At 53.7% G+C, this 25297-nt stretch carries 25 protein-coding genes; 16 read left to right on the top strand and 9 right to left on the bottom strand.

Annotated features, from left to right (window positions below; all coding sequences use genetic code 11):
* Window positions 1-6: 6 nt before the first annotated feature.
* From ACP3PW_RS16445 to rne, 5 genes are all read right to left on the bottom strand, one after another.
* On the bottom strand, window positions 7-867 hold the full coding sequence (locus tag ACP3PW_RS16445) for an ABC transporter permease (protein ID WP_426417825.1): 861 nt from the start codon (window positions 865-867) through the stop codon (window positions 7-9).
* Window positions 854-1963, bottom strand: coding sequence for an ABC transporter ATP-binding protein (locus tag ACP3PW_RS16440; RefSeq protein WP_426417824.1), 1110 nt, complete (start codon window positions 1961-1963; stop codon window positions 854-856). Before ACP3PW_RS16440 ends, ACP3PW_RS16445 begins: the two co-directional genes overlap by 14 nt.
* 62 nt (window positions 1964-2025) lie before the next feature.
* Window positions 2026-3099 carry an extracellular solute-binding protein gene (locus ACP3PW_RS16435; RefSeq protein ID WP_426417823.1) on the bottom strand — a complete coding sequence of 358 codons (1074 nt, stop codon included), beginning with the start codon at window positions 3097-3099 and terminating at the stop codon, window positions 2026-2028.
* 197 nt (window positions 3100-3296) lie between these two features.
* Entirely contained in the window at window positions 3297-4028 is a 732-nt protein-coding gene (locus ACP3PW_RS16430) for a glycerophosphodiester phosphodiesterase family protein (RefSeq protein ID WP_426417822.1), read from the bottom strand.
* Window positions 4029-4197: 169 nt separating this feature from the next.
* Window positions 4198-7131 (bottom strand): ribonuclease E, encoded by a 2934-nt coding sequence (gene rne, locus ACP3PW_RS16425; protein ID WP_426417821.1) that lies wholly within the window; start codon window positions 7129-7131, stop codon window positions 4198-4200.
* Between the two features lie 520 nt (window positions 7132-7651).
* Here rne and rluC point away from each other — a divergent pair.
* From rluC to sppA, 3 genes are read left to right on the top strand one after another with little or no spacing between them, the layout of a single operon-like run.
* Entirely contained in the window at window positions 7652-8626 is a 975-nt protein-coding gene (gene rluC / locus ACP3PW_RS16420) for a 23S rRNA pseudouridine(955/2504/2580) synthase RluC (protein WP_426417820.1), read from the top strand.
* Window positions 8619-9287, top strand: a complete 669-nt coding sequence (locus ACP3PW_RS16415) for an HAD family hydrolase (protein WP_426417819.1) — start codon at window positions 8619-8621, stop codon at window positions 9285-9287. The genes rluC and ACP3PW_RS16415 overlap by 8 nt, the downstream gene beginning before the upstream one ends.
* Window positions 9288-9343: 56 nt before the next feature.
* Entirely contained in the window at window positions 9344-10354 is a 1011-nt protein-coding gene (gene sppA, locus ACP3PW_RS16410; protein WP_426417818.1) for a signal peptide peptidase SppA, read from the top strand.
* Window positions 10355-10383: 29 nt separating this feature from the next.
* On the opposite strand, the gene ACP3PW_RS16405 is transcribed toward sppA, so the two are convergent.
* On the bottom strand, window positions 10384-10980 hold the full coding sequence (locus tag ACP3PW_RS16405) for a Maf family protein (RefSeq protein WP_426417817.1): 597 nt from the start codon (window positions 10978-10980) through the stop codon (window positions 10384-10386).
* Window positions 10981-11106: 126 nt separating this feature from the next.
* Between ACP3PW_RS16405 and ACP3PW_RS16400 the strand changes: the two genes are divergently transcribed.
* From ACP3PW_RS16400 to ACP3PW_RS16345, 12 genes are all read left to right on the top strand, one after another.
* Window positions 11107-11634, top strand: a complete 528-nt coding sequence (locus ACP3PW_RS16400; protein WP_426417816.1) for a YceD family protein — start codon at window positions 11107-11109, stop codon at window positions 11632-11634.
* 20 nt (window positions 11635-11654) lie between these two features.
* Window positions 11655-11837: a 50S ribosomal protein L32 gene (gene rpmF / locus ACP3PW_RS16395; protein WP_426417815.1), complete on the top strand. Its 183-nt coding sequence runs from the start codon at window positions 11655-11657 to the stop codon at window positions 11835-11837.
* 7 nt (window positions 11838-11844) lie between these two features.
* On the top strand, window positions 11845-12855 hold the full coding sequence (gene plsX / locus ACP3PW_RS16390; RefSeq protein WP_426417814.1) for a phosphate acyltransferase PlsX: 1011 nt from the start codon (window positions 11845-11847) through the stop codon (window positions 12853-12855).
* A gap of 133 nt (window positions 12856-12988) precedes the next feature.
* Window positions 12989-13927, top strand: a complete 939-nt coding sequence (gene fabD, locus ACP3PW_RS16385; protein ID WP_426417813.1) for an ACP S-malonyltransferase — start codon at window positions 12989-12991, stop codon at window positions 13925-13927.
* Between the two features lie 26 nt (window positions 13928-13953).
* Window positions 13954-14697 (top strand): 3-oxoacyl-ACP reductase FabG, encoded by a 744-nt coding sequence (fabG, locus tag ACP3PW_RS16380; RefSeq protein WP_426417812.1) that lies wholly within the window; start codon window positions 13954-13956, stop codon window positions 14695-14697.
* 163 nt (window positions 14698-14860) lie between these two features.
* Entirely contained in the window at window positions 14861-15094 is a 234-nt protein-coding gene (gene acpP, locus ACP3PW_RS16375; protein ID WP_426417811.1) for an acyl carrier protein, read from the top strand.
* Between the two features lie 109 nt (window positions 15095-15203).
* Entirely contained in the window at window positions 15204-16448 is a 1245-nt protein-coding gene (gene fabF, locus ACP3PW_RS16370; RefSeq protein WP_426417810.1) for a beta-ketoacyl-ACP synthase II, read from the top strand.
* Complete coding sequence (gene pabC, locus ACP3PW_RS16365; RefSeq protein WP_426417809.1) at window positions 16448-17272, top strand: aminodeoxychorismate lyase; 825 nt, start codon at window positions 16448-16450, stop codon at window positions 17270-17272. The genes fabF and pabC overlap by 1 nt, the downstream gene beginning before the upstream one ends.
* Window positions 17269-18315 (top strand): endolytic transglycosylase MltG, encoded by a 1047-nt coding sequence (gene mltG, locus ACP3PW_RS16360; protein ID WP_426417808.1) that lies wholly within the window; start codon window positions 17269-17271, stop codon window positions 18313-18315. Before pabC ends, mltG begins: the two co-directional genes overlap by 4 nt.
* The gene (gene tmk / locus ACP3PW_RS16355; RefSeq protein ID WP_426417807.1) at window positions 18312-18947 is read left to right on the top strand and encodes a dTMP kinase; all 636 of its coding nucleotides are present in this window, start codon (window positions 18312-18314) and stop codon (window positions 18945-18947) included. Before mltG ends, tmk begins: the two co-directional genes overlap by 4 nt.
* A 1-nt stretch (window position 18948) precedes the next feature.
* On the top strand, window positions 18949-19962 hold the full coding sequence (locus tag ACP3PW_RS16350; protein WP_426417806.1) for a DNA polymerase III subunit delta': 1014 nt from the start codon (window positions 18949-18951) through the stop codon (window positions 19960-19962).
* 59 nt (window positions 19963-20021) lie between these two features.
* Window positions 20022-20375 carry a PilZ domain-containing protein gene (locus ACP3PW_RS16345; RefSeq protein WP_426417805.1) on the top strand — a complete coding sequence of 118 codons (354 nt, stop codon included), beginning with the start codon at window positions 20022-20024 and terminating at the stop codon, window positions 20373-20375.
* Between the two features lie 66 nt (window positions 20376-20441).
* On the opposite strand, the gene ACP3PW_RS16340 is transcribed toward ACP3PW_RS16345, so the two are convergent.
* The 3 genes from ACP3PW_RS16340 to xthA all read right to left on the bottom strand — a co-directional run bounded on the left by ACP3PW_RS16340 (window position 20442) and on the right by xthA (window position 24287).
* Entirely contained in the window at window positions 20442-22415 is a 1974-nt protein-coding gene (locus ACP3PW_RS16340) for an acetoacetate--CoA ligase (protein ID WP_426417804.1), read from the bottom strand.
* Between the two features lie 124 nt (window positions 22416-22539).
* Window positions 22540-23457, bottom strand: coding sequence for a LysR family transcriptional regulator (locus ACP3PW_RS16335; RefSeq protein WP_426417803.1), 918 nt, complete (start codon window positions 23455-23457; stop codon window positions 22540-22542).
* Between the two features lie 14 nt (window positions 23458-23471).
* Window positions 23472-24287 carry an exodeoxyribonuclease III gene (gene xthA / locus ACP3PW_RS16330; protein WP_426417802.1) on the bottom strand — a complete coding sequence of 272 codons (816 nt, stop codon included), beginning with the start codon at window positions 24285-24287 and terminating at the stop codon, window positions 23472-23474.
* A 188-nt stretch (window positions 24288-24475) separates the two neighbouring features.
* On the opposite strand from xthA, the gene ACP3PW_RS16325 reads away from it, so the two are divergent.
* The gene (locus tag ACP3PW_RS16325) at window positions 24476-25117 is read left to right on the top strand and encodes a hypothetical protein (protein WP_426417801.1); all 642 of its coding nucleotides are present in this window, start codon (window positions 24476-24478) and stop codon (window positions 25115-25117) included.
* Window positions 25118-25297: the final 180 nt, after the last annotated feature.

The raw sequence follows: 25297 nt of genomic DNA, 5'->3' as shown, positions 1-25297 counted from the left end.
TTCGCGTCAGCTCATCACTTTGCGGAATGATTGACCGCTTAGTTTCAGCCCGCTCCAGACAATCAAGGAGGAGAGTAATAGAAGAAGTAGGCCCAAAGCAGACCCCTGTTCCCAATTAAAGCGTGTAATGAATTGCGTATAGATCTGTTCGGTAAACCATAGGCTATCCTTTCCACCCAGCAGAACCGGCGTCAGATAGTTACCCAAAGAGAGCATAAATACGACGATGCAGCCGCTGGTGATGCCAGGAACAGCATGAGGAATAATCACCTCCCGAAGAACGTTCCAGTGGTTTCCACCCAGATCGTAGCCCGCCTCAATCAGGCTATCGTCCAAGCTGTCGAGGGTGGTCACAAGAGGCACAACCATGAACAACATAGATCCATAAACAAGCCCGATCATTATCGCGACATCATTGTAAAGCATCTCCATAGGTGCGGGTATTAATCCCAACCAAAGGAGGCTTTTGCTAACAATTCCAGATTCCCGTAGCAGTATCATCCAGCCATAGGTTCGGACAAGCTCGCTCACCCAGAACGGGATTAAGCACAGTAGAAAGAGTAACTGTTTGCTTCTACCGCGCGCCATTTTGGCGATGTAATACGCGATGGGAAATGCGATTAAAAGTGTTATCAGGGTTGCGATAATGCTCATAATCGCGGTGCGCAGAAAGGTTTTTATATAGAGTGGCTCAGAGAAAAACTCAACATAATGGGTGATGCTAAGCTTGTATTGCCGGGCCGCCACCCGCTCCTGAAGTGATATTAACAGCATATCCAAATGCGGAATAACGATCAGCAGCAGTAGCCACAACAGCAGGGGTGCAAGAAGTAGGTAAAGCCCCAGTGAGCGTTCAGGTCGTCGCATGGGAAGAGGCGTCCTGAGGGAACATCAGCATATCCTTTTTCATCCAGCCGATGCGAATCGCCTCGCCTTCTGAAAGGGCCGAATCACCGTTATGGAGGTGGGCAATACTGATGGGTTGTCGAAGCGCCGGGTGCTTCACCAGAAGCTGGCTGCGGGCTCCGTCGAAGATAACACTCTCTACAGTAACGTCCATTTCGTTATCGTAAGCAGGGCCTGATGGAAGCAATATAGCAATGGATTCAGGTCGTACAAAAAGATCAACTGCGGTGCCTATAGGCTGCTTTTGGGGGCCGCCATAGAAACTTCCCAGGGCTGTATCAACCTTTGTGTCGGCATTCGAAAGCGCGCTAACGGTTCCCTGCAGTTGATTGCTGTCACCGACAAAGGAGGCCACAAAAGGGGATTGAGGCTGATGGTAGAGCTCTTCAGGGGTAGCGATCTGCTCAAATTGCCCCGCGTTCATAACCGCCACGCGGTCGGACATTACCAAGGCCTCCGATTGATCGTGGGTGATATAAACAAACGTCGTACCGAACTGCACCTGCATTCTTTTTAACTCAAGCTTCATCTGTTCACGAAGCTTGAGATCCAGCGCACCCAAAGGTTCATCGAGGAGCAACAGGTCAGGTTCCAACACCAGGCAACGGGCGATCGCAACGCGCTGCTTTTGGCCACCTGATAGCTGGGAGATCGACTTGTTACCAGAGCCTGGTAGCTCAATGCGCTCCAGCATATTCTCGACCTTACCGCGAATAGCCGAGGCAGACTCATTTCGTCGTCTCAAACCGTAGCCGATATTTTCAGCAACACTCATTGTCGGGAACAGTGCAAGATGCTGGAACACCATATTGACCGGTCGATGATTAGGGGGGACATGCAGCACCGAGCGCCCTTTGATCAATATATCTCCACTGTCCGGCGCCTCAAAGCCTGCCAGCATTCTAAGTAAGGTCGTCTTGCCACAGCCAGAAGGGCCCAATATTGAAAAGAAAGAGCCATTTTCTATCTGAAAGGAGAGGTTCTTAACCGCCTCGAAGTGACCGAAACGCTTGCTTAGGGAACGACACTCGAGGTCTGCAACATATGAATCGCTCAACGTTACCGCCTTGTCAGGAGAGCTGGGGTACCGGGTGGGGTGCGCCCCCACCCGTGGGTTTTCTATTGCGCTGCCTTGATCCGGTCTAACGTTTTACCTTCCATCTCCTCAAGGCCTGGGGGGACCGGTGGATACCACTTGATATTATCGATATCCGCTTTGGGGAAACTCTCCTGAAACTGGGATTTAAGTTTGGCCGTCACAAATTGGTCGCCATCCTGGGCCGCAGTAAAGTTACCTGCCGACTCCGTGATTTTGGCCGCCATATCGGGGCGCATAACGAAGTTTATCCATTGGTAGGCGGCATCTTCCGCTTTGCTCTTGCGGGGGATCGCGAAAGTATCTATCCAGCCCAGGGCACCGGATTTTGGCGCGACAAAGGTAACGTCGGGATTCTCGTTGTTGAGCTTCCAGCCACCCGCGTCCCATGCCATTGCAGCCACGACCTCGTTGGACCTCACCAGGTTCATAAGGGCGTCGCCGCCGCTCCAGTATGCCTTCACATTCGCTTTGCAAGACACCAGCTGCTTTTCCACTTTATCCAGTATTTTTTGGTACTGGTTTTTGTCCCCATAGGCCGCGAAGGGGTCTTCACCCATGGCGAAGGCAAACCCAATCAGGGTAGGGCGTTTAAGGCGGTAGGAGACTTTTCCTGCGATAGAGGCATCGCAAAGGTCAGTATAGTCACCTACCATGGAGGCCTGCTTGCGGTTAACGATCAAGCCGCTTGTACCCCAGACATGGGGGACTCCATACACGTTCCCGTCATAAGTGGTGCTTTTTTTGGTGGCATCCAACATAGAGGCAATAATCTGATTACCGTCGATACGGTTGAGATCGATCGGCTTATAGATATCGAAGTCGGCTTGCGCGCTGGCAATTCTATCCTGGCTTGGTTGCGCCAGATCAAAACCTGCCCCGCCGGTTGCGCGCAGTTTCGATATCATATCTTCATTGTTCGATTTTGTGACCTTGACCTCAATTCCTGTCTCTTTGGTAAAGGCTTCAATTACGTCCTGCGGCGCATACCCACCCCACGTCAGTAAACGCAGTGTTTCCGCTTGAACCATCGTGGCCGACGCCAATAGCGTGGTCGCCAGTGCGCTCATAAATCCATTTCTAGCCAACTTTTTCATTATTCCCACCAAGATTTTTGTTGTATTGAGAGCTTCTATGTATAGAAGACACCAGGTTATCTTGCAACTGTGACGGCTTGATGAATTGACCACACAGGGTGATTGCGAAACTGGAATATCGCTAAAAAATTATGGGAGGCTGTGATCCATAGGAAAAACGCCTAGAGGGTTAAACAATCCGTGGTGGAGCATTTGCATTACTGGAATGGAAGGAATTTGTCAGGAAAATCAGTGAAGACACCATCAACACCTAGCTCCAACCAACGATCGAAGTCCGCCTTTTGGTTTACCGTATAGAGGTAAAGGGGATACCCAGCGCTTTTTACAGTATGGACATTAGCCGAGGTAAAGGCTCGTGCATTTCCATGGATGGTTGCCGCTGAGACAGATGAAGCCTTTGTTTGCCAGTCATCGGGTAAGCTTTCAAACAGGTATCCAATTGGATGCCGAGGTTGTAAACGGTGATAGGTCGCCAGCGCCTGATGAGAAAAGCTGGAGACTATGAGCTTGTTAGCGATTCCAGAGCAGGTGAAATCCGTCATCACAATAGACGTACTGGATGCCAACGCCTTGGCTTCGGCGTCATGAACCTTGAGTTCCAGATTGAGTGTCAGGTCAAGTTCATTAATGAGGGGCAATAACTGGTGAAGCTGCAAGATTTTGCTGTGTCTAAAGCGTCGATCAAACCAACTGCCGTTATCCAGTGAGGACAGGTAGTGCCAGTCCGCATCACGAATATTTCCTCGCCCATTGGTGCAGCGTGACAGTGATTGATCATGAAAAATGGGAAGCATCCCCTCACGGGTCAACGCCACATCGACCTCCACCGCCTTGACCCCGAGATCTGCCGCCAGGCGCAGGGCGGCTTCTGTGTTTTCCGGCGCTAACCCCGCGCAACCCCTATGGCCAATAACCCGGTCCAGCTGCATAAATCCTCCAATAGGCACTACACCGATACCCTATTGTAGAATGTATTTGAGTTACTGTGATGGCTACCTTCAGGCCGGTATACCGAGTCGTCCGGGAGCGAAGAGTATTCCATATAAAAAGGGCGACACCGATAGTGTCGGTGTCGCCCAGGGTCCCTGATGATTATAACTAGCTTTCGCTGGTTGGCTCATTCCGGGTCGGTTTGTCGGCGTCTACCGGCCCACTGGTTGCGGATTCCTTACCTTCAGCTCGAGGATCGTTGGGAGCTCGCCCACGAGTTCGGCGTGCACGGCGAGGTTTCGGTTTGGCGGGCTCTACAATAGCCGCCGCACTCGAATCAGTCGCTGTTTGCTTGGATTGATCGCTCTTTGTTTCTGCTGCTACCGGGGTTTGCTCGGTTGCGACAGGTTCCTTACGAGGGGCTCTTTTACGGGCCGCGCGGCGCGTGGTTGGCTTTTTCGGCTCACCTTCGCCTGACTCGTTAGTCGCAGTTTCAGCGATATCAACCGCCTCCCCTTGGGGTGCGGGAGCCTTCCTCTTGGCAGGGGTCTTCGCTTTGGCAGGAGCCTCAGCCTTGGCAGGAGCCTCAGCCTTGGCAGGAGCCTCAGCCTTGGCAGGAGCCTCAGCCTTGGCAGGAGCTTCAGCCTTGGCAGGAGCTTCAGTCTTGGCAGGAGCTTCAGCCTTGGCAGGAGCCTCAGCCTTGGCAGGTGTTTCCGTATTAACCGCAGTAGTCTCTGCTGGCGCCTGTTCTACCGAGCTTTGATCGGCAGCCGCTCCGCGGCGGCCGCGACGGGAACTACGACGACGAGAAGGCTTAGTAACATTTCCGTTCGCATCGCTAGCCGTTGCTGAGGTGTCAGTGTTCGCTACGAGTGCTGCACCCTGGTTAGTAGCGGCGAGCTTATCCAAAGCTTCAGCTCCAGCAGCAGCCTCTTCAGGTTTTACCTGGTCACGTTGAGATACGCGGTTATTACTACGCCCCTGAGCTGCACGAGGGCGGCGTTGGCGTTTACGCTCTCCGCCTTCGACCTCTCCTGCACTCGGTGTGCTGGCAGAGGCTTGATTGTTGTCCAGGGTTTCCTGCTCCGGCTCGCGGCGACGATTGCGACCTCGATTGGCTTCGCCACGGGACTGGCGATTGCCACCGCGATCATTGCTGCTGGAAGACTGGCGGTCTTCCTCTTTGCTTTTTTCGGGGCGCGGCTGGCGATCACCCTCTTTGCGTGTTCTGTTACCCGATGGAGCACGCTCACTTCTGTCTCGACGTGAGTTTCTATCGCCTCGCTTATCGTTGCGGTTACCGCTGCGCTCGTTACCGCGACCACCGCGATTGCCACGTCCACCATTTCTTGTGGATTCGTTGCGATTGCGAGTAGCGGCTGGTTTTTCTTCGACTGGCTCGTCGGCAGAAAAAATTCCGGCCAGGGACTTCACTAATGAGCTGAAAAGTCCCGGCTTGGTTGGAACGGGAACCGGGCTGGATGTTGGTACTGGCTGGGTTGGGGCGATGTTCTTCACCGCAGCTTCAGCTCGCTGAACCGGGGCACGGGTGGGAGAAACCGGTTCTGCAACGATTTCGATATCAGTGCTAATTTCGTAGCTCGTTTCAGCAGCGGCTACCGCTTCATGATCGTCACGTAAACGCTGAATTTCGAAATGAGGAGTGTCCAGGTTTACGTTAGGAACGATAACCACGCGAATGCGGTTACGTGCTTCGAGCTCCTCGATCATTCGACGCTTCTCGTTGAGCAAGAAGGTAGCAACGGATACAGGAACCTGTGCACGAATTTCGGAGGTGCGCTCTTTAAGGGCTTCCTCTTCAATAATCCGCATAACAGACAGGGCCAGCGACTCGATATCTCGAATGCTGCCTTGACCATTGCAGCGAGGACAAACAACGCCGCTGGTCTCACCCAGGGAAGGGCGCAGGCGTTGACGGGACATCTCCATCAAACCAAAACGCGAAATGCGTCCAACCTGAACGCGGGCCCGGTCCATTTGAAGAGCGTCGCGAATACGATTTTCAACCTCTTTCTGGTTGCGAACAGGACCCATGTCGATAAAGTCGATAACAACCAGGCCGCCGATATCGCGCAAACGAAGTTGGCGAGCAATTTCGTCTGCCGCTTCAACGTTGGTATTTAGCGCGGTTTCTTCAATATCACTGCCACGGGTTGCGCGCGCAGAGTTGATATCGATCGATACCAATGCCTCGGTGGGGTCAATAACGATAGAGCCACCAGACGGAAGTTTAACTTCGCGTTGGAAAGCGGTCTCGATTTGACGCTCGATCTGGTACTTGTTGAACAGCGGTGTGCTGTCTTCATAGAGCTTGATCTTGTTCTGGTACTGGGGCATTACCTGGGAGATAAAGTCCATAGCTCGCTGGTAGGCAGCAGGCGTATCGATCAATACCTCGCCGATATCCTGACGCAGGTAATCGCGCACGGCACGAATAACGACATCGCTTTCCTGATAGATCAGAAAGGGGGCTTTTTTGCTACTCCCCTCGGTCTTTATAGCCGCCCAGAGATGAAGCAGGTAGTCGAGATCCCACTGCAGCTCTTCGGCACTACGACCCAAGCCTGCGGTGCGCACAATAACGCCCATCTCCTCTGGAATTTCGAGTTTGCTTAGCGCTTCCCGCAGTTCGGTTCGCTCATCGCCTTCGATGCGTCGAGAAATACCACCGGCACGAGGATTGTTAGGCATCAGGACTAGGTAGCGCCCGGCCAGACTAACCATGCTGGTCAGAGCCGCGCCTTTATTGCCACGCTCTTCCTTATCTACCTGAACAATGATCTCCACTCCCTCTTTGATCGCGTCCTTAATATTGGGGCGACCTTTGCTGCTCGCAGCAGAAGGCTGGAAATAGTCTCGAGAGATCTCTTTAAGGGGCAGGAAACCGTGACGCTCGGCTCCGAAATCGACAAAGGCTGCTTCGAGACTGGGCTCGACGCGGGTGATTTTACCTTTGTAAATGTTAGCTTTCTTTTGCTCGCGGGCACTGGATTCAATATCCAGATCGTATAGGCGTTGTCCGTCGACCAACGCTACGCGCAACTCTTCAGATTGAGTTGCGTTAATTAGCATTCTTTTCATGTAGTACCAATCAGATCAGAGCTTTCCGATCAAGGCACCCTACATCAGTCTCGCAGTGTCAGGCACTGACCCGGCATAGCAACAACATAGCTGCGCGCAGGCTGTGTTTGGCTATCAGTCTCACATCAATTTACTGTGTGACGATATAGCGCTCTTTTTCATGGGGATTTCAGGTCACCCAATTACGGAGGAATAGGCCATAAGTACCGGATCAGATTCTGTTTTAACCACGCGCTCAGTTATACTCTGTCCGTGGTAGTCCGGTCGGCGTTGCATCTCCACCTTACACGTCAAATCTGGTATGGGGCCGTTGACGAAAAGCGGCTGTAAATCGGTGCATTTGGCTAAGCCTAGCACCGTCCCATTTCATCCCGGGTCATTGACCCAGGTTTCGTAATTTTTTACTGCATTCATGAGCGCGATAGTCATTTTACTTGCACCCACTACAATCTGCAGCAGCGCGAATATAACAGGAAAAGCTAAGTGCTTCAAATACCTAGAAAACTGGTAAAATGCCAGCATGACTAAACAGACAGAGCAGTTCATGGCGGGTGTGGTGGTTTCACCCCGCGTACAACAGCATGAAATTGATGAGGATCGGGCAGGGCAGCGCCTCGACAACTACCTGCTATCCCAGCTTAAAGGCGTCCCCAAGACCCTTATCTACCGGATTATTCGTAAGGGGGAGGTTAGGGTTAACAAGGGAAGATCGAAGGCTGACTACCGCCTTAAGGGGGGCGATATTGTGCGCATACCCCCGGTCCGAGTCAGCGAAAAAACGACCCCAAAGGCTGGCAAGTGGATGATCGACAGCGTGGAGTCCAGCATTATCTATGAGGATGAGCGCCTTATTATTGTCAATAAACCTTCCGGGCTGGCCGTTCACGGTGGCAGCGGTATCAATCTGGGTTTAATTGAAGCGTTGCGGGAAGCTCGTCCCCAACAGAAGTTTCTCGAACTCGTGCACCGACTCGATCGGGATACCTCGGGGTGCCTGATGATCGCAAAAAAGCGCAGCGCGCTACGGGATCTTCATGAACAAATTCGCAATAATCAGGTCAATAAAACCTATTGGGCGTTTGTAGAGGGCCGCTGGCCAACCCGCACCCGCCAAGTTAATGCGCCTCTGCGTAAAAACACCCTGCAATCCGGCGAGCGGGTAGTGCGAGTGGACCCGGAGGGTAAAGCGTCCCTGACCCGGTTTCGGGTCATTGAGCGATTTAGAGACAGCACCCTGGTAGAAGCCACCCCCGTGACTGGGCGCACCCATCAGATTCGGGTTCACGCTCTGCATGCGGGCCATTCAATCGTAGGCGATGACAAGTATACCAGCAAAGAGGTCAATCAGTACTACAAGGGGCGCGGGATTCGGCGTCTGTTCTTACACGCAGCTGCGCTGGAGATCAATCTTCCTGGCAGCGGCAAACGACAGCAGTTCAAGGCAGCACTGCCTGATGACCTGGAAGAGGGCTTAACCGCACTACGCAATGAATAAACAGTATCAACTCGTTATTTTTGATTGGGATGGCACCCTTATCGATTCCGCCGGCCGTATTTGCCAATGTTTGGCGCTCGCCGCAGAAGATACAGGCCTCGACATTCTTGAGGCTGAGCAGTACCGCGATATTATCGGCTTGGGATTACCCGAAGCATTCCGCAAGCTTTATCCTGGGGTGAGCTGCGCTACGACCATGGATAGGATGCGTGATCGCTACTCCCATCATTTTCTTGGGCGCGAGGATTCACCCTCTGAATTTTATGAGCGAGTAGAGGAGGGGTTGGCCTGCCTGTGGGAGTCGAATCTTAAAACAGCCGTAGCAACAGGAAAGAGCCGTCGCGGCCTCAATCGGGTGCTCGATGTTTGTGGCTGGCATGGCGCTTTCGATGCAACTCGCTGTGCCGACGAAACCCGCTCCAAGCCGCACCCACAAATGCTGATGGAGATTCTTGAGGAAACCGGCACCGCCCCGGAAGATGCGATTATGGTCGGTGACACGGAATACGATATGGATATGGCTCGGCAGGCGGGGGTTGATCGTATCGCAATGGGGTATGGTGCCCACAGCATCGATCGACTTGCGCCATACGCCCCCGTATTGTCTGCACACCACTTCGATGACGTAATGGCGTTTCTCGATCGATCGATCGTTTCTTGATCTTGACGTACATTTCGGCTCACTGCCTATAGCCATATAAAGGAAGCACTAAATAGATGACTCAGGATAACTGGAAAGAGAATAGCGAGCCGAACACGGCTGAGGCCAACAATGCTGAGCAGGACCTCGAGAAAACGCAACGGCGAGTGCTTGATAATCTCGTCAATTCGGTCGTAAAGGAGCAACGTTCCAGTCGGCGCTGGGGTATCTTTTTTAAACTTTTAACCTTTGCCTATCTATTTTTTCTCGGCTACCTCTTCCTGGCTTCCGACCAGCTCGACTTAACCAGCAGCAGTGGTTCTGTGAGCCATACAGCCCTGATTGATGTGCAAGGGGTGATCGCCGACAAGGAGCAGGCAAGCGCGGATAATATCGTCGCTGCACTCAGGAGCGCTTATGAGGATAACGGCACTAAAGGCATTATTCTGCGCATCAACAGTCCTGGTGGCAGCCCTGTGCAATCAGGGTACATCTACGACGAGATAAACCGCTTGCAGGCGCTGCATGGCAATATTCCTGTTTACGCGGTCATCAGTGACATTGGCGCCTCGGGAGCCTACTACGTAGCTGCCGCCGCTGATGAGATCTATGCAGACAAGGCCAGTCTGGTCGGATCAATCGGCGTGGTTTCGGCCGGCTTTGGTTTTGTGGATCTCCTCGACAAGCTGGGAGTGGATCGGCGCATCTATACCTCCGGAGAGCACAAAGGGTTTCTGGACCCGTTTCGCCCTCAGGACAGTGACGAGGTAGAGTTTTGGCAGAGCGTATTGGAAACCACTCACCAGCAGTTTATTGAGAGTGTGAAGCGGGGGCGAGGGGAGCGCTTGAAGCAGGACCCGGCACTCTTTTCAGGATTGGTCTGGTCCGGTGAGCAGGCACTTGATATGGGGTTGATTGATGGGCTGGGCAGTAGCGGCTACGTGGCGCGGGAAATCATTGGCGAGGAGAATATCGTCGATTTCACACAGGAGGAGTCGCCTATCGAGCGGTTCGCCAAGCGGATCGGTGCTGGTGCCGTCGAAGCGATGTCTACCCGGCTGGGATTAACCGGCCCGCCGTTGCGCTAGCCTTCTCTATTAATCGTAAGCTTCCAGGGTCACCGGACCAGCGGATCGACACCTTCGGCTTGCAGTGCTGTACAGAGCTGAATAAGAGGGAGACCAATCAGGCTGGAGGGGTCTTCCCCTTCATGGGAAAGGAATAGCGCCGCGCCCAGGCCTTCAACTTTAAAGCTACCGGCGCAATCAAAGGGTTGATCCCTGTCCAGATAGCTCTCTATCTGGGTGTGGGTCAGCTCCCTGAATTGCACCGAATAGGGACTCAGGCTTATGTGCTCTTTACCGGTTGCTGTGTTGAGCACACAGAGGCTCGTCAAAAAACTCACGCGTCGCCCGCTGCAGGCTTTCAGCTGTGTGATCGCCTGGGGTCGTCCTCCGGGCTTACCCAACAAAGCGTCATCTATAACCGCCACCTGATCCGAGGCAATCAGTAAATGATGAGTAAAGCGTGAACTCAGGCTGCGAGCTTTCTCCTTCGCCAGACGAATCGCCAGCCTATCTGCCGGCTCTCCGGGTATTGGGGTTTCGTCGATATCCGGTGCTGCCCAGTCGTATGTTAAATCAAGCTGGTCGAGCAAAATACGTCGATACGGAGAGCTGGATGCCAGCACCAGAGGGGGGAGGATGGTGGTCATAAGTGCCTGTTTAACCTTAAAACGAGTCGAGTGCCATCATAACAGAGCCAAAACCTTGATTTTTAGTGGCTTCTGGCCTTTTTTCCCTTTGACACAGGGGCACCATATCCCTATGATTGCGCGCTTATGTTGACCGAGACCCTTCCCAAGAAGATAGATCCACGGAAATTGGCCCGTAAAGGGGCTCACTTAAGTGGCACTATTGATCTTGACGACCTTAAGCGGCTGCAGGATTATCTGGCAGATAGTGAGGGGGCCGTTACGGCTTCTTTACGCTTTGATCGTGATGAGCAGGGTTTCTTTGTCATAGACGCAAAGATGAGCGCGCCGGTTACGATGATCTGCCAACGCTGTCTCGAAGCGGTCAATCTAAACGTCGAAGGTGAGTGTCACCTGGCGGTCGTCTGGAACGAGGACGGTGCCAAGTCACTACCCAAGCATTACGAGCCCGTTGTGGTGGGTGAAGAGGAGATGGCAACAGCCTCCCTCATAGAGGAGGAGCTTATTTTGGCGCTTCCCCTGATACCCTACCACCGGGAGGATGAATGCAAGTCGAGTAAAGGGTATTCCACGGGTGAGTTTGCCGACGAGGCAAAGGATACCGGGAAACCGAACCCCTTTAGCGTGCTTGCTAACCTTAAATCTGACAATTGATTTGATCAGGAGCTACTAGCATGGCTGTTCAGCAGAACAAAAAAACCCGTTCACGTCGCGATATGCGTCGCTCACATGACGGTTTGGATACACCAACTCTGTCCGTTGATTCAACTACCGGCGAAACTCACCTTCGCCACCACGTTAGTGCTGACGGTTTTTACCGTGGCAAGAAAGTGGTAGCTAGCAAAAACGACGAGTAATTTGCCAATGGCAACTACTGTTGCCCTTGATGCGATGAGCGGGGACCTCGGTCCCCGTGAAGCCGTTCTTGCCGCGATAGCCAGTTTGCAAGAGCACCCCGATCTCTCCCTGATTTTGGTCGGCGATACTCCTATTCTAAGGGAGCATCTTGGCGACTGCCCCCCCTACGATACATCACGCCTTTCTATCGTACACGCACCCGAAGTGGTGTTGATGGGCGACAAGCCCTCCGTTGCCCTTCGCTCCAAGCGAGTATCCTCCATGCGCATTGCGCTGGAGCAGGTATCATTAGGTCCCGCACAGGCCTGTATCAGCTGCGGTAACACCGGTGCGCTGATGGCGTTGGGGCGGTTTCTGCTCAAGACTTTTCCAGGCATTGAACGACCCGCGATTATTACCCGGCTTCCAACCCCGAAAAGCTGCACCTATATGCTCGATCTTGGTGCTAATGTCGATTGCACGGCTGAGCACCTGTACCAGTTTGCAGTGATGGGGGCGGCGATGATCACCGCCCTACATCACAAGCCCCGGCCTCGTATTCGCCTACTCAACGTAGGCGCTGAAGAGATGAAGGGGAACGAGCAGGTACGCCTGGCAGCCCAGCTTATCAAGCAAAACGAAGCCCTCAACTATCAAGGCTTCATCGAAGGCTCGGATCTCTTTTCAGGTGAATGCGAACTGATCGTATGCGATGGTTTTGTAGGTAATATCGCGCTCAAGACAAGTGAAGGGCTAGGGCGCATGCTACAAGACAACATACAGCAGATCGCCTCCCGTAACTGGTACACGAAACTGGCATCGCGACTGTTTAAGCCCTATCTGGATCGCCTGCTTCATAGCGGTGACCCTGACCGCTATAACGGTGCCAGCCTGCTGGGTCTGCAGGGCATCGTCATCAAAAGCCACGGCCAATCAGATTGTAAACGAATCCAGCAGGCCATTCGGCAAGCGATGGAGGAGGCCGAAAACAGTGTTCCCAGCCTGCTTAACGAGCACCTTGAACACCTACTGGTTTAAAACAGAAACATATCGTTACCCCCAGCCAGTATCGCTTCCCCTATAATACGTGCTCTTGAATCTCGCCATTGGAGCCAAACCTTGGCGGGATAATATTGAACAATCTACCCTACATGTGAGATTTCCAATACCAATGAGCAGTCAAATCGCGTTTGTATTTCCCGGCCAAGGCTCCCAGCAAGTGGGCATGCTTGCCGACCTGCACGAACAAGAAACTATCATTCGTGATACGTTCACCGAAGCTTCGGAAGCCCTGGGCATCGACCTTTCAGGAATTATCCTCACTGGGCCTGGAGAACAGCTCAACTCCACCGAGATCACCCAGCCAGCCTTGCTGACTTGCAGTGTTGCGCTATGGCGCCTTTGGCAGCAACGCAGTGAGCTACGCCCTGCATACATGGCGGGACACAGCCTGGGCGAATACTCTGCGCTAGTCTGTGCTAACAGCATCAACTTTGCCGATGCCGTGAAAGTGGTTAACATGCGCGGGCAACTGATGCAGCAAGCAGTACCGGCAGGCGAAGGGGCCATGGCAGCGATTCTCGGCCTTACCGATGAGCAGGTGCGGACAGCTTGCGAGCAAGCAGCCAACGGCGATGTTGTTAGTGCCGTAAACTACAACTCTCCAGGGCAGGTCGTAATAGCCGGTAGCGCGGCGGCGGTAGAGCGCGCCATAGGCCACTGTAAAGAAGCGGGTGCCAAACGCGCATTAGCCCTCCCTGTGAGCGTCCCATCTCATTGCGAATTGATGCGGCCCGCAGCAGAGCAACTGGCCCAGACCCTTAACAATATTGCTTTTGTCACCCCGGAGATTCCGGTAGTGCAAAACGTCGCGGCCAAAGTTGCAAGCAGCCCAGAGCAAGTACGGGAAAATCTGTTGCAGCAGCTATACAGTCCCGTACTCTGGGTAGATAGCGTGCAGATGTTAGCTAATAGTGGCGTCTCAGTGCTGTTTGAGTGTGGGCCCGGGAAGGTACTATCCGGCCTTGCCAAGCGGATCGATCGCAGCCTCAGTGCGACCTCCATCGAGAGTGCCGACGGCTTCGCCAAGGCACTGGAACTAACCTCATAAAAAAATTAACTTAAGGCGATAACCCAATGAGTTTAAATGGAAAAGTAGCTTTAGTCACCGGTGCAAGCCGCGGTATTGGCCAAGCCATAGCCCTGGAGCTCGGCAAGCTTGGTGCGATCGTTATTGGCACCGCGACCAGTGACAATGGTGCAGAAAACATCTCAAAGACACTGGTTGAAAACGGTGTTCAAGGCACCGGCATGAAGCTTAATGTGTGTGACGACGAGTCCATCAGTACCGTTCTCAAAGCCATAGCCGAACAGTACGAAGCGCCCCAGATTCTGATCAATAACGCTGGAATCACCCAGGACAACATTCTGATGCGCATGAAAGACGCCCAGTGGGACGACGTTATCAGTACCAACCTGAGTTCAATTTATAAGCTGAGCAAAGCCTGCCTTCGAGGTATGACCAAGGCGCGCTGGGGACGTATTGTCAACATCAGCTCGGTTGTTGGCTCAATGGGGAACCTTGGCCAAACCAACTATGCGGCGGCTAAAGCAGGAGTTGAAGGTTTTAGTCGATCCCTGGCTCGGGAGATCGGCTCTCGTGGAATCACGGTTAACTCTGTCGCCCCCGGCTTTATTGACACCGATATGACCAAAGAGTTACCCGAAGACCACAAGGCGCACCTGCTGGCACAGATCCCTGCTGCACGACTTGGCAAGCCCGAAGAGATCGCCGCTGCCGTTGCTTTTCTGGCGGGAGAGGGTGGGGGCTATGTTACCGGTGAAACCCTCCATGTTAACGGCGGGATGTACATGGGTTAGCCATTTTGGTGAGTTTGATGCTTTTTTGACCGAAATCACCACCTAATCGAAACTTATTTGGTTAGATTACGTAACACCTGCTTGAAAAGCCGACTGACGTTTATATAAAATTAGCCGGCGACCTAAATAGTCGACCGAATTCTTAATAGGAGTTAAACAAGGTATGAGTACCATCGAAGAACGCGTCCAAAAGATTGTTTGCGAACAGCTTGGCGTAAAAGAAGAAGAAGTTAACAACAGCTCGTCGTTCGTAGAAGACCTTGGTGCTGATTCTCTGGACACTGTAGAGTTGGTAATGGCTTTGGAGGAGGAGTTTGAAACTGAAATTCCTGACGAAGAAGCTGAAAAAATCACCACTGTTCAGGAAGCCATTGATTACGTGATCGCGCATCAGTAGTCAGCGTTTTGCTTCTGTGAAAAGCCGCCCTACCTGGTAGTGCGGCTTTTCTTGTGTATATGGGACAGAAAAAATACTCTGCCATGCTTGCAGTAAGGAGACGATCGAAGTGTCACGTCGGCGTGTAGTGGTTACGGGGTTAGGGATGTTGACCCCGCTCGGTTCATCGGTAAAAACCAGCTGGGACGGCGTACTTGCCGGCCGCAGTGGCATCGGTATGATCGAGCACTTTGATGCAGTGTCATACAGCACCCGCATCTGCGGTGTCGTCGAGGGGTTTGATGTCACGGATTATATGGCCGCCAAGGATGCCCGCAAGATCGATATCTTTATGCAGTACGGCATCGCTGCGGCCGCACAGGCGATTGAAGATTCCGGCATCGAAATCAACCCGTCCAACGCCCGTCGCGCAGGGGTTGTAATGGGTTCGGGAATCGGCGGACTCAGCATGATCGAAGATAACGTTAAAACCCTCGCCAGCAGTGGAGCCCGACGGATATCACCGTTCTTTGTTCCTGGCGCCATCATCAATATGATCAGTGGCCGCCTTTCTATAATCTATGGCTTTAAAGGCCCCAATTACGCCGTTAGCACGGCCTGCACCACGGGCACTCACTGCATCGGCATGGCGGGGCGTAACATCGCATACGGCGAAGCAGACATTATGATTGCAGGGGGGGCTGAAAAAGCCTCCTGTGAGATCGGGATGGCAGGTTTTGCCGCTGCAAGGGCGCTGTCTACCCGTAACGATGACCCAGCCGCGGCCAGCCGGCCCTGGGACAGCGACCGGGATGGATTCGTGCTCGGTGATGGCGCCGGCGCACTGGTCCTCGAGGAGTATGAACACGCCCGAAAGCGCGGCGCTCACATCTATGCCGAGCTATCCGGCTTCGGTATGAGTGGTGACGCCTTTCATATGACCGCTCCCCCCGAAAGCGGAGAGGGCGCCGCGTCCTCAATGCTAAACGCCATCGAGGATGCATCCCTGAGCCCCTCGCAGGTCGACTATATTAACGCCCACGGCACCTCGACCCCCGCTGGGGATATCGCAGAAAGCCAGGCGGTTGAGTCGGTCATGGGGGATCACGCCAAAAACATTGCTGTCAGCTCAACCAAATCGATGATTGGTCATCTGCTTGGAGCTGCAGGTGCCGTCGAGTCAATATTCAGCATATTGTCGATTCGTGACCAGATTGCTCCACCAACCATCAATCTTGATAACCCCGGTGAAGGTTGCAGGCTCGACTATGTGCCACACAAGGCGCGTAAAATGAAAATTGATCACGCGCTCTCAAACTCCTTTGGCTTTGGTGGTACTAACGGCTCGCTTCTGTTCTCTCGAATCGAGCCCTGATGCACCCGGTGTGGCTTAATGGGGAACCAGCGGCCGGGGTTAGCCCGCTGGATAGGGGGCTTGCCTATGGAGATGGTCTCTTTGAAACCATTCGCATAACCAAATCCCGGCCCACTCTTTTCGAGCTTCACATGGAACGCCTGTTGGAGGGGGCCACCCGACTGGGTCTCAGCCTTGACTCTGGTGCCCTGGTCTCCGAGATTCAGCGATACCTGTTGATCAATGAGATAACAGAGGGCGTCCTCAAAATCATTCTGAGCCGGGGTGTCGGGGGGCGCGGCTACAACCCCTCGGGCTGCGAGTCCCACCATCGCATACTCACATGCTTTGAGGTGCCCGATTATACAGACGGCCCCGGTGTTAACGGTATTGAGCTATTTGACTGCCAAACCCGCCTTGGCCTGTCTCCTGCCACCGCGGGCATGAAACACCTCAATCGCCTCGAACAGGTTATGGCGCGAGGGGAGTGGGACGACGCTCGTTATGCAGAAGGGCTCATGCTCAATATCAACAACCAGCCGATAGAAGGCACCATGAGCAATCTATTTTTGGTCTCCGCTGGTACGCTGCTGACGCCCGACCTTTCTATGAGCGGAGTGGCAGGTGTTTGCCGGCAGTTTGTAATCAACCATGCTGCCCAGTGGGGAATAGCGGTGGAAACAGGATCACTTTTCCTTGAGCAATTATTCGAAGCCGATGAGCTGTTTATTTGCAATAGCGTGTTCGGTGTCTGGCCAGTGGTTGCCTACGCCGCTCACCGTTGGAGCATCGGCCCGGTGACACGAACCGTCCAGCAACGGGTGGAAGAGGCCTTAAATAGATGATTCGACGTTTAGCTATTATCGCCATCTCATTGTTTTTATTGGTTCTAGTAGGAGGGTATCTAGTGATTAACTCCCTCGATCAATATGGCGATTCGATGCTGATGAATGACGAGACCCTCGTTATGGATGTGCCACGTGGAAGTTCTATCAAATCAGTTTCCCGCGATATGGTGGCGCAAGGGTTAATTGACGATGCCCGCTGGTTCGAATGGCACAGTCGACTGCAGGGGAATGCGACAAAAATCAAATCCGGGAGTTACCAGATTTCACCCGGAACCCAGGTGTCCGCACTACTGGATATGATGGTTAATGGCCGGGTGCAACAACTCAGCATTACCCTTGTCGAGGGAAGAACCGTGGCTGATGCCCTCACCGCTATCCGCACACAAGAGGGCCTTTTAGCGGATTCTCCACCACTGAATGTAACCACCCTGGCACAGACTTTGGGGCTACCCGAACAACCGGAAGGCTTGCTATTTCCCGACACCTATTTCTTTACTGCCGGCACTCCGGGCATAGAGTTGGCGAAACGGGCCTATGACCGGCTGCAGGCCGTGCTCGATGAAGAGTGGAGCAAGCGAGCCCCCGACCTGCCCTATGAGTCAGCATACGAGGCATTGATAATGGCCTCGATAGTAGAGCGCGAGACAGGCGTTGCGGAAGAGCGCGGCGAAATTGCCGGCGTGTTTGTGCGTCGTTTGAAGAGGGGGATGCGTCTGCAAACGGACCCAACCGTTATCTATGGCCTCGGTGATCGCTACAAGGGCAACATAACACGCAAGCACCTCAACGAATTCACGCCCTACAATACCTATCGTATCGCAGGGCTTCCTCCAACACCGATTGCGTTGGCAGGCCGGGAGGCGATACACGCAGCCCTGCACCCCAAATCCGGCAACAGCCTCTATTTTGTCGCCCGCGGGGATGGTAGTCACCAGTTCTCTGCAACCCTTGAAGAGCACAACAGGGCGGTAAAGAAATACCAACTCAAACGCCGGAAAGACTACCGCTCATCACCGGCGAATGGAGACGCTACAAAGTGACATCGCAGCTAAAGCCCCGGTTCATTACGGTAGAGGGCGGTGAGGGTGCCGGGAAGAGTACCAACATCGCTGTCGTTAAAGAGTGCCTGAGTGCGGCAGGTATCGCCTTTGTTCATACCAGAGAGCCCGGTGGGACGCCCCTGGCAGAAGAGATTAGGGAGTTACTCCTGGCTCCGCGCCAGGAGCCAGTGGCGGCAGATGCAGAGTTGTTGATGGCCTTTGCAGCGCGTGCACAACACCTTAACGGGGTAATACTTCCAGCCTTGTCGCGAGGCGAGTGGGTATTGTGTGACCGCTTCACCGACGCTACTTTCGCTTACCAGGGGGCAGGGCGAGGCATCGCCCTTGACAAGATTACCCAGCTTGAGCAGTTGGTTCAGAAGGGGTTGCAGCCGGACCTGACGCTGCTTTTCGACCTTCCCATTGAGGTGGGGATGGAGCGGGCTCGGCAGCGGGGTGAGCTTGACCGCTTCGAGAGCGAGCAGATGGCATTTTTTGAACGCGTTCGAGAGGGCTACCTGGCCCGGGTTAAGCAATACCCCCAGCGCTTTCGAGTCATTGATGCCTCCGTAGAACTTGACGCGGTTGAGCATCAGGTTCGGCAGGTGATGGCTCGACTGCTGGGGCAGTAATATGACTTACGAGAGCGGCGACTTCAAACTGCACCCCTATCCCTGGCAAGCGACCCAGTGGCAGCGGCTCTGCGCCCAGAAAGCAACCGAAAAGCTGTCCCATGCCTATCTGTTAAAAGGTGCCAGGGGAACAGGAAAGTTTTCCTTCGCGACCGCGTTTGCGGGTTATGTTCTCTGCTCCCAACCCGAAGGGGAGGCTGCCTGCGGCCATTGTAAAAACTGCAACCTGTTCCGCTCTGGTAGCCACCCCGACCTGAGGATACTGCAACCGGAAGAGAAGAGTCGGATTATAAAAGTTGACCAGGTGAGGGAGGTGATTGAATTCGCATCCAAAACTGCCCAGCAGGGCGGCTACCGGGTCATCATCATCAATCCTGCGGAGGCGATGAACAGCAACTCAGCTAACGCACTCCTTAAATCCCTTGAAGAGCCGGGGGAGAAAACCTTGATCCTGCTGGTCTCTGCGCGTCAGGGGGCGATGCTCGCGACCATTAACAGCCGCTGCCAACAGCTGCCTTTCCCGCTTCCGGCACGTCAGGAGAGCCTTGAATGGTTGGGGGGACTTTCCAACGTCGAACCCGGGGAGCTGGAACTGTTGCTCACCCTGGCGGATGGACAGCCCCTGACGGCATTACAATTTGCTAATGACCAGATCCTCAAGGAGCGAGCCCGCCTGATTGAAGAGATCGGCTCGGTCACCAAGGGCAAAAATTCTCCTATGGAGATCGCCCAGCGATGGAAAGATCAGGATGTGACTCAGTTGCTGGGGTGGGTGTCCGGCTGGCTGGCCGATATCGTGCGAATGCAACAGACAGGGGATGCAACAACGCTCAGCAACCCGGATCTGGCTGCCATGGCCAGCTACATTGGCAGCAAGGCCAGTTCACGCTCGCTATTTGAGCTATTGCAATGGGTTAACGAGCAACGAGCCCTTAGCCAAGGCTCTGCCAATCTCAACCGTCATCTCATGCTCGAAGAGTTGCTGATTCGATGGTTGCATTTAACTCTCGGCTAAAATAGTGAATAATAAAGCCTGTACACACACTCCATCGATACAGTTGCTTCTGGATAACCATGAACCAAGCCAAGCCATCGCCCCGTAACGGAATACTGTCACTAACGATCAAGGATAAGGCGGTACTCTATGCTGCCTATATGCCCTTTGTTAGTCACGGTGGTCTCTTCATCCCGACCAATAAGAATTACGGATTGGGTGATGAAGTGTTTATGCTCTTAAACCTGATGGATGAACCGGAAAAGATCCCGGTTGCAGGTAAAGTCGTCTGGGTAACGCCCCGTGGGGCCCAGGGCAACCGCGCGGCAGGGATAGGCGTCCAGTTTAATGAGAAAGACGATATCGCCCGTAACAAGATCGAGACCTATCTGGCGGGCTCTCTCGAATCCGATCGCCCCACCCATACCATGTAAGCCCAACATTACGGGCCGCCTGAAAAAGAACCGCCATCTGGCGGTTTTTTTGTGGGCGGATCAGCTCTAGTACTGCAGCTGCGGAAGATTTCGATACAGCTCAAGCGCTTCAGGGTTAGCCAGCGCATCGGTATTCTTGACCGCCTCTGCATGTATTACATTACGCACGGCCAGCTCGACAATTTTGCCGCTAATTGTGCGGGGAATATCCGCAACCGCTATCACTTTGGCGGGAACATGACGAGGAGTCGTATTTTTTCGGATCGAGCTACGAATGAGCGCTATCAGGTCGTCATCCAGCTCTACGCCTGCACTCAAACGGACAAAAAGAACCACCCTGACGTCATCATTCCAGCGCTGACCGACGCAGATCGCTTCCTGCACCTGGGGGATCTGCTCTACTTGCCGGTAGATCTCGGCGGTGCCGATACGTACGCCACCCGGGTTCAACACGGCATCGGCCCGGCCATGAATCATGACGCCACCGGTAGCCGTGCGCTCTCCGTAATCTCCGTGACACCACCAGCCCTCGAAGCTTTCAAAGTACGCACTCCGGTAGCGAGATCCGTCCTCATCATTCCAGAACCCTATGGGCATTGAGGGAAAGCTGTTTCGGCACACCAACTCACCCTTTGCGCCTATATGACTGTGCCCTTCATCATCGACAAAGTGAACATCCATTCCAAGCCCTGTGCACTGTAGCTCGCCCCGAGAAACCGGAAGTACGGGTGCTCCCAACGCAAAGCAAGACAGGATATCGGTTCCCCCGGAGATAGAGCTCAGGCAAAGGTCCGGCTTAACCTCTCGGTAAACATAATCAAAGCTTTCATGGGAAAGGGGGGAGCCCGTCGACAGTATTGTGTGCAATGCGGGTAACTTGTGGGTTTTGACAGGACGAACTCCGGCCTTTTCCAGCGCCGCAATATACTTGGCACTGGTGCCGAAAACGGTAATGGACTCCTGCTCTGCCATATCGATCAAGGAGCGCGGTTCGGGGTAAAAGGGCGATCCATCATAAAGCACCAGGGTCGCGCCACTCGCCAGCCCACTCACCAGCCAGTTCCACATCATCCAACCACAGGTCGTGTAATAGAACAGCACATCTTGCGGATGAAGATCTGTATGCAAAAGGTGTTCTTTACGATGCTGAAGCAGCGTGCCGCCGACGCCATGAACGATGCATTTAGGGACTCCCGTAGTGCCCGATGAGTACACGATGTAGAGAGGATCGTTAAACGCAGTCGCCTCGAAGTGAATATCTTCGGCATCGTTATCCAGCATCTGATCCCAATGAACAGCGAGCGTCAGGGCTCCCAGCTCCGGTGCTGGGTTCGAGGGCTCTAAAAAGGGCACTACGACCACGGTCTCCAGAGAGTCGATCAGACCCTCAATTTGCGCCACCTTTTCCAGGTTATCGAGAACCTTCCCATTGTAAAAATAGCCGTCTGTTGTAAACAGCACTCGGGGTTTAATCTGCCCAAATCGGTCAATCACCCCATTGATACCAAAATCGGGGGAGCAGGAGGACCAGACAGCCCCCAAACTGGTGGTGGCTAGCATCGCAATAACGGTTTCCAGGCAGTTAGGCATAAATGCGGCTACCCGATCACCCTTTACCAGCCCGCGCGCCTTGAGACTGTTGGCGAGCTGTGCAACCGCGCGATAAAGCTCCTCATAACTTACCGTCCGGCGCTCGCCATTTTCACCCCGAAAGACCAACGCACAGTGACTATCCCGTCGGCGTAGCAGGTTTTGCGCAAAGTTTAACCTCGCGCCGGGAAACCAGCAGGCACCGGGAAGCTTGTCTTCATCGGCCACCGCTGCATCCGGAGGGGTGGAAAAGTGAATGCCGTCATAGCGGGCAATAGCGTCCCAGAAGAGGCCGGCATGATCCACACTCCACTGGTGCAGTTGCCAATAGTCTTGCAGGTTGAGCCCGGGTGTCGTACCGAATCGATTGCTGTTGAGGGCATTACGGAAATCGGTGAGGTTCGCCCGGGCGATGCGCTCCTCCGATGGAGTCCAGAGCGGTTGATCCATGGGGTGTATCCTGTTTGGTCTTTGCCACGGCTTCAGGCGTTGCGGCAATCTGTTCATTGGCACCGAAAGGGTGCTTGCGAATACTTTACTTGCAGTTTACGTTAACGTAAAGACGAACAAGACGTTAACGTGCGCAGCTGCCAAAAACCTCCCGCGCCATGGACGTTAAAAATGTTCGCATCCAGACACTCGCAGGATCGTGTTCCGAGTTGTCGTGCCAATAGAGGTGACACTGCAGTGGATCTACCCCTTTGAAGGGCAACTCCAGCACTCGCAGGTCAGGGTCTCCCGCGAAAAGGCTATAGGGAATCGTTAATGCCATATCGGTTGTCTTTACGACTCGCGATGCCATCAAATTATAATTGGCACGCAAGGCGATGCGGCGCTGCAAGCCTAGCTTGCCGAGAGCCAAATCCACATAGCCCAAACCGCTTCGGCGGCTTGATACCTGAATATGATCGAGGGCGAGGTACTGCTCGGGTGTAATGGTATCTGCGGCAAGAGGATGTTCCTTTCTGAGCACGCAAACATACCGCTCCTCGTAAAGCTGTACATGGTGTAGCTGCTCATCCAGGGGCAGGTTGGCATCAATGACGAAATCCAGGCGGCCACTCGCCAGCTCTTTGGAGGCTTCCCTGCGCCGGACCTGAAAACTCTCGATTCGAACGCGGGGGGCGATGCTCGCCATGCGCGAAAAAACGGCAGGCAAAAACAGGGCTTCGGTCAGGTCTCCCATGCTAAAGCGGAACAATTTGTCGGCGCTGGCGGGTATGAATTCATCACCATGCTGCACACTATTGCGCATTAACTGCAGGGCCTGCCGTACCGGGCCAATAATATTCTGCGCCAGGGGAGTGGGTACCATGCCCTGGGAGGAGCGAATAAAAAGCTGGTCGTCAAAGGTGTCCCGCAGGCGCGACAGGGCATTGCTTACCGCGGGCTGGGTGATACCAACAACCTGTCCCGCCCGGGTCAGGTTGCCCTCGTTGTAGATCGCTTCAAACACAACAAACAGATTAAGGTCTATGCCACTAAGATTCATGCACAGCTCCTCGCTTAGGGTTCAAAGCGAACCAGGACAGGGCAGTGGTCTGATGGTTTTTCCATCCCCCGGATATCGTAGTCGATAATAGCGTCAACACACTTGGCCTTGAGCGCCTGTGTTGCCAGCAAGGTGTCGATTCTTAGCCCGCGACGGGGATCATCGTCAAATCCACGGCTACGGTAGTCAAACCAGCTGTAATGGTCCGTGGCATCGGGGTGAATTGCGCGATAGCAATCCTCAAGCCCCCAACCCAGCAGCTGTTGGTACCATTCGCGCTCTTCGGGCAAAAAACTGCACTTGCCGGTACGAAGCCAACGCTTCGCATTATCCACCCCAATGCCGATATCTGCGTCAGTAGGGGAGATATTAAAATCTCCCATTACCAGTAGTCGTTCAGAGGGCTTATGCTCTGTTGTCAGGTACTCGATCAGATCCCCGTAGAAGCGGCGTTTATTAGGAAACTTGGTTTCGTGGGCGCGATTGTCACCCTGGGGAAAGTAGCCATTAAGAATCATCAGGGGTTCCTCTCCCTCGATCGCATACTCCGCCATGATCATCCGTTTCTGATCAGCAGGGTCGTCACCAGGGAAGCCCTTTATAACTCGCCGTGGTGGGGTTCGACTCAGCAGGGCCACGCCGTAGTGGCCTTTTTGGCCATGAATCTCTGCGTGGTAGCCCATCTCGGTAATAGCTCCGTGGGGGAACTCGTTGTCCACCACCTTACTTTCCTGAATGCCGATCACATCGGGTTGATGCCGATCAATTAACGCCTGCAGCTGATGGAGGCGCGCGCGTATTCCATTAACGTTGAAAGAGACCAGTTTCATATTTTTGTCGAATTAACTCTCAAGAGGAAAACAAGCAAGAAATCAGAAGCTTACCACATAAGTCGGGTATTATAAGGTGGCTTTCGGTCAAATTGGGAGCGGAGCGATTGGTCTTATGTTGATCTTTTTGCTAGGTTAATTGTCACGCAGTCGCTCATCAACCTGACCCTGGAGCGGAGGTAACGCCCATGCAGAGCACGCAGTCCAACCAGAGTTCCCAGCAAACTCGCATCATCGAGCTAGACGATAGCTGGAAGCGGGAAACCCGCTCCCTGCTGTTTCATGCCTACCGTGATTGCCCCATATACCAGCGTTTATTCTCCTCAGAAGTCGATGGCTTCGCCCAACGGTTGCGCAGCGGAATCCGGGAGATGTGCAGCATCTACTTCGATTCCGATGATCCCGTGCTGGGCCTGTTGGTTAATGAGCGTTTAGCCGGCGTCGCGGTGCTTTACAGTCCAAACCCAAAACCTCTGGCTGACATTTTTAGCTGGCGCTGGAAGATGTTTCTTACGGCCGGGTTTGGCTGCACTGAGCGCCTTAGCGAGTACCAGGGGCGGGTAGCCAGCCACCTGCGTAACTGCTACCAGATCCCCTTGATCGGTATCAGTACCGAACAGCGTCATATTGGACTTGGAAAACTGCTACTGGACGAAATTCATCGCCGGGTAGAAAACGACCCGGAGGCACGTGGAGTCGTTATTGATACCGCTAACCCGGCCTTTCTGGATTACTACCTCGCGCAGGGTTATCAGGTTATCGACACCCTGGCCGTAGACGACCTCGAGGAAAAAGTGCTGTTAAGGGCGAACCCTGTCCGTCTGGTTTAGCCCTGCCCCAGGCAGGGTAGAAAGCCTGCGTCGGAGGTTCTAGTGGAAAACCGCAATGCTATGGGTAGATTCACGGATTGGGGGCGCCGCTCTTTGGTGAGATGATGGCGGTAGTTTCCCGAGGATATCCATCATGTTGATCTACGCCCTACTGGTTGTCGGCCTTACCGTTGCACTTAC

It is taken from the genome of Aestuariirhabdus sp. LZHN29 (assembly GCF_049985285.1).
GTDB lineage: Bacteria > Pseudomonadota > Gammaproteobacteria > Pseudomonadales > Aestuariirhabdaceae > Aestuariirhabdus.
This window is presented reverse-complemented; position numbering and strand designations above follow the sequence as displayed.

Coding starts and splice junctions, on each gene's coding strand:
- ACP3PW_RS16445 (WP_426417825.1), bottom strand. CDS start 867: ATGCGACGACCTGAACGCTCACTGGGGCTTTACCTACTTCTTGCACCC.
- ACP3PW_RS16435 (WP_426417823.1), bottom strand. CDS start 3,099: ATGAAAAAGTTGGCTAGAAATGGATTTATGAGCGCACTGGCGACCACG.
- ACP3PW_RS16430 (WP_426417822.1), bottom strand. CDS start 4,028: ATGCAGCTGGACCGGGTTATTGGCCATAGGGGTTGCGCGGGGTTAGCG.
- rne (WP_426417821.1), bottom strand. CDS start 7,131: ATGAAAAGAATGCTAATTAACGCAACTCAATCTGAAGAGTTGCGCGTA.
- rluC (WP_426417820.1), top strand. CDS start 7,652: ATGACTAAACAGACAGAGCAGTTCATGGCGGGTGTGGTGGTTTCACCC.
- ACP3PW_RS16415 (WP_426417819.1), top strand. CDS start 8,619: ATGAATAAACAGTATCAACTCGTTATTTTTGATTGGGATGGCACCCTT.
- sppA (WP_426417818.1), top strand. CDS start 9,344: ATGACTCAGGATAACTGGAAAGAGAATAGCGAGCCGAACACGGCTGAG.
- ACP3PW_RS16405 (WP_426417817.1), bottom strand. CDS start 10,980: ATGACCACCATCCTCCCCCCTCTGGTGCTGGCATCCAGCTCTCCGTAT.
- ACP3PW_RS16400 (WP_426417816.1), top strand. CDS start 11,107: ATGTTGACCGAGACCCTTCCCAAGAAGATAGATCCACGGAAATTGGCC.
- rpmF (WP_426417815.1), top strand. CDS start 11,655: ATGGCTGTTCAGCAGAACAAAAAAACCCGTTCACGTCGCGATATGCGT.
- plsX (WP_426417814.1), top strand. CDS start 11,845: ATGGCAACTACTGTTGCCCTTGATGCGATGAGCGGGGACCTCGGTCCC.
- fabD (WP_426417813.1), top strand. CDS start 12,989: ATGAGCAGTCAAATCGCGTTTGTATTTCCCGGCCAAGGCTCCCAGCAA.
- fabG (WP_426417812.1), top strand. CDS start 13,954: ATGAGTTTAAATGGAAAAGTAGCTTTAGTCACCGGTGCAAGCCGCGGT.
- acpP (WP_426417811.1), top strand. CDS start 14,861: ATGAGTACCATCGAAGAACGCGTCCAAAAGATTGTTTGCGAACAGCTT.
- pabC (WP_426417809.1), top strand. CDS start 16,448: ATGCACCCGGTGTGGCTTAATGGGGAACCAGCGGCCGGGGTTAGCCCG.
- mltG (WP_426417808.1), top strand. CDS start 17,269: ATGATTCGACGTTTAGCTATTATCGCCATCTCATTGTTTTTATTGGTT.
- ACP3PW_RS16350 (WP_426417806.1), top strand. CDS start 18,949: ATGACTTACGAGAGCGGCGACTTCAAACTGCACCCCTATCCCTGGCAA.
- ACP3PW_RS16345 (WP_426417805.1), top strand. CDS start 20,022: ATGAACCAAGCCAAGCCATCGCCCCGTAACGGAATACTGTCACTAACG.
- ACP3PW_RS16340 (WP_426417804.1), bottom strand. CDS start 22,415: ATGGATCAACCGCTCTGGACTCCATCGGAGGAGCGCATCGCCCGGGCG.
- ACP3PW_RS16335 (WP_426417803.1), bottom strand. CDS start 23,457: ATGAATCTTAGTGGCATAGACCTTAATCTGTTTGTTGTGTTTGAAGCG.
- xthA (WP_426417802.1), bottom strand. CDS start 24,287: ATGAAACTGGTCTCTTTCAACGTTAATGGAATACGCGCGCGCCTCCAT.
- ACP3PW_RS16325 (WP_426417801.1), top strand. CDS start 24,476: ATGCAGAGCACGCAGTCCAACCAGAGTTCCCAGCAAACTCGCATCATC.